At 60.5% G+C, this 3,570-nt stretch carries 2 protein-coding genes and 1 pseudogene; all 3 read right to left on the reverse strand.

Features of this window, described 5'->3' with window-relative positions; genetic code table 11:
• Positions 1-36: 36 nt before the first annotated feature.
• Entirely contained in the window at positions 37-984 is a 948-nt protein-coding gene (locus tag ABY454_RS12095) for a hypothetical protein (protein ID WP_372930996.1), read from the reverse strand.
• Positions 968-3,376, reverse strand: coding sequence for an LPS-assembly protein LptD (locus ABY454_RS12100; RefSeq protein ID WP_372930997.1), 2,409 nt, complete (start codon positions 3,374-3,376; stop codon positions 968-970). Before ABY454_RS12100 ends, ABY454_RS12095 begins: the two co-directional genes overlap by 17 nt.
• Positions 3,376-3,570, reverse strand: a pseudogene (locus tag ABY454_RS12105) (LPS export ABC transporter permease LptG); the annotation flags it as partial. The gene ABY454_RS12100 and the pseudogene ABY454_RS12105, both read right to left, overlap by 1 nt.

Here is a 3,570-nt window from a genome sequence, read left to right on the forward strand (position 1 = left end):
GCGCCATAGGCCAAGGGCCTAGCACGAAATCGTCAGTCAGCGGTATTCGATGAACGCGTCCTGACGGAGATCGCGCAAGAGGCGCTCGGCGTGGATCATCATCTCCTCGTTCAACAGTTTGCGTTGCGTCTGCTCGCGAACTTGCGTCGTCGAACTCGCCGACCCTTTCCCGCAAACGGCATAGAGTTCGACAGCGGAGCGCGACAGTGTCGGCGGCGTCATCTGGCCAGTCTTGGCATGTTGGACCAGCAGACGCGCCGGTTGCGGCAATGACGTGGCCTGTGCGCCTTGGAGGGTCTTGACGGTGGCTCCGCTGACGCCCTTGGCAAGGTCGGGGACGGAGGCGCAGCTGCTGAACCGTGCGCGCATGCCCTCGGCCGCCGCGATTTTCGCCGCGACGGTGCGTTGGTCGGCGCCGCTCGGAAGGGCGAACCTAATTTGGCGAATTTGCGCTGGCGTCCCGCCCGCCTCGCCGGATTCCTGGAGTGCGCGATCCACGTCGACGTCGCCAACGTTCACTTGGTGGCGGAACTTGCGCCGGACGACGCCCTGCCAGACGATCTGAGCGCGAATGCGGTCCTTGAGCGTTTTGACGTTGACGCCGGCCTTCCCGAGGGCCGTGGTCAGACCGGCGACGTCGAGATTGTTCTTCGACGCCATGTCGGACAGGATCTTGGTGACGTCCTCCTCGTCGGGCGTGATGCCAAGAGTACGTCCGGCTTGAATCTGCAGGTGCTCGTCGATGATGGAGTCCGTGGCTTTCTTCTTCAGTTCGGGGCTCGGCTGCGTCTGTGTCGTGATGGCAAGGAACCGCTCGCGCTGGGCGATGTCGTAGTCCGAGATCGGGTCGTCGTTCACAAGCACCTTGATTGAGACCTCTTGCGCGATGGCCAAGCCGGCGAGCGCGCAAGTGATCGTCGCCGCGACCACCAGCGACGGTATGAGCCACGCGGACCGCGTGTCTGCGTTAGTTGCCGTCAACATCGCTAAACCCGCCGAACGCTGAGGTGTTTGTGGAGTAGGTGCCGAGATACTTCAGCGCGAAGTTGACTAGGAAGCGCTGATCGGGCTCGATGTCCTGATCGCTGATGTTGGAACGCTGGTAGGTCACATCGAGGCGGAAGCAGTCGTCCTGATAGCGTACACCGAGGCCGTCGGAGATCGTCTGGTTGGCCTGAAGATCGTAGCGAAGATTGCCGAGTAGCCACCATTCGTTCGTGATGGCGAGCGCACCGCCTCCAAGGATCTCCTCACGATCGTTGTTGCTGACGATAGCGGCCGGTACAATCGGAATGTCCGCCGGAACGTCCTCCGGAATTCTCGCATAGTTCACTTGCGCTTTTACCGGTCCGTAGTTCAATCGAGACCCGAGGTCGGTCCGCTCCATATCGAAGTTATTTTCGTTGAAGCGTGACTGAGCCGAGAAGCTAAGATAGCTCGATGTTTGAAGGTAGAGGCCTGTCACGTAGTCGGAGCGGTGGCTCGCAAGCCCGCTGGTCTGATAGAACGCCGTATCGAACTCGTTCTCGCCGCCGAGTTGATAGCTTTGACCGAACACGGCGCGGCCATAAGCGCCCGACGGTAGTTGCGCGGTATAGCGGAGGCCGACATTGGCGCGCGTACCGGTTTCGATGCGGTCGTAGCCGGAGAATTTGTCGATGTCGAACAGGATCGTATCGTCGAACACGAGGCTCAACGCATCCTCGTTCGGAATTTCCTGCTGGTCGCCGACAGACGAGGGCCGCGCGATAACCTGACCGATCGGCTCCACGGTGTGCGTCATCAGGCCGGTCGAGGCGATGAACGGATAGCGATATTCGAGACCGCCGACAGCGTTGCCACGCCAAATCGTGTTGTCCGCGTCGGGGTTGGCAATGACGACATCCTCGGTGCCGCCAAGCTCGAGCAGACCCGGATTTTCGAGACTATAGACGTCGCCGCGCAAGCGGCCGAATGGCGTGAACACTTGACCGATGCCGTCGATTAACTGCCTTCGCCACTGCGCCTGGACGATGAAGCGATTTGAGTCCGTCCCGTCTGCGCTGGAGAACACCATCGTGTTGGAGTTGAAGCTAAGCTCGCCGCCGACAATTGGCGCATCGACAATGTAGTCGTAGTCGATGATCGGGTAGACGACCGACTCGGAAAACTCCTCGTCGGTGAACAGCAGGCTTTCGGTGTTGTAGAACCGGGTTGAGAAATAATTCCGGTCATGCAGGCCTTCGAGGTAGAGCTGCGAGACGCGGTCCGTCTTGAGGCGGGAGTCGAGATTGTAGAAGCGACGGAACGTCTCGTCGGTCTCAAGCAGAACATCCCAGCCCCAGGAGTAGTAGGGATCGAGCGCGAAGCGGCCTTTGGTCTTGATGCTGCCGCGGAAGTCTTGGTCGGTCACACGCTCCACCGTGCCGTCTGGACTGAGGAAGCTATTGCTATTGTTCCACACCCCGGCAAGCTCAACTTCGTAGCCGCCGGCGGAGGTACGATGACGCCAGTCGCCTAACAGGAGCGTTCCGGCTTTCTCCGTCCACATTGGTGCGAAGGTGAAGTCGAAATTCTCGGATAGCGCGAAGTAGTAGGGTACTTGGACCGTACTGCCGAGTTCGCTGGAGTGACTGTAGCTCGGCATCAGGAAGCCGGATTTGCGCTTCACCGTCGGGTCCGCGGTCTGGAAGTAGGGCATCCAAATCACGGGCACGCCGAAGAGATCAAACCTCGCGTCGTTAAAGGCCATCTTGGCTTGATCGCGCTTGTGCGTGATCTTGCCGGCGCGAATACGCCATGTTGGCGGCTTACTCGGATCTTCCTTGCAGAGCTTACACGGGGTGAACCAGCCCTTGCGGAACACGGTCACGTTGCCGGCCTCGCGGGAGGCCGATTCCGCGACGATACGCGTTTCGTCCTTCGTAACGAGCTTGAGCGCGTCGACAAAGCCGTCGCGGAAGTCGTCCGTCAGGGTGAGCTGGTCGGAGGTGATGACCGCGCCGTCGGGGTCCTTCATGCGGACATTGCCCTCGGCGGCCAACGTGTTGGCGTTGCGATTGTAGACAATCTTGTCGGCGAGCAGCGTGTAGTTGCCGTAGTAGATCTCGACGTTGCCCTTGGCGGTAATGCGGGCGTTGTCGTTGTCGTAGATCATCTCGTCGGCCTGGAGCAGCATGGGCTCCGTTGCGTCCACAGTGGGCGGCTTGATGATCTGCTCAAGGTTGGTCTGTGCTTGGGCGAACGCCGCATCGAGCGGCATCAAAACCGCAGCCAAAACGGCGCCAAACGCGACGGCGGACAAGCCGAGACAGGCCGCGAACGAGCACCCATTAGACGCGCCGAAGCCGGGCGGTGCCCGGCGCGTCAAAAGGTGATATGTCGCCCAGCGCTTCATCACCCGTCCTCTTTGTACAAGAGCACAGTGAGCGCGAGCGACGCCGCGACGATCACCGGAATCCACGCTGCCGCCGCCGCGGAAGTGAGCCCCGACATGGCAAAGTTTCGCGATATCTCGGAGAACACAAAGAAGCCGAAGCCTGCGGCCAGTCCGAAGATGGCGTTGATCTGAACGTTGCCGAAGCGGAAGCC

Origin of the sequence: Methyloceanibacter sp., from assembly GCF_041573655.1 — a bacterium.
Lineage (GTDB): Bacteria > Pseudomonadota > Alphaproteobacteria > Rhizobiales > Methyloligellaceae > Methyloceanibacter.

Bases quoted from the DNA above. Each gene is read 5' to 3' on its own strand.
- ABY454_RS12100 (WP_372930997.1), bottom strand. From the start codon at position 3,376: ATGAAGCGCTGGGCGACATATCACCTTTTGACGCGCCGGGCACCGCCC.
- ABY454_RS12095 (WP_372930996.1), bottom strand. From the start codon at position 984: ATGTTGACGGCAACTAACGCAGACACGCGGTCCGCGTGGCTCATACCG.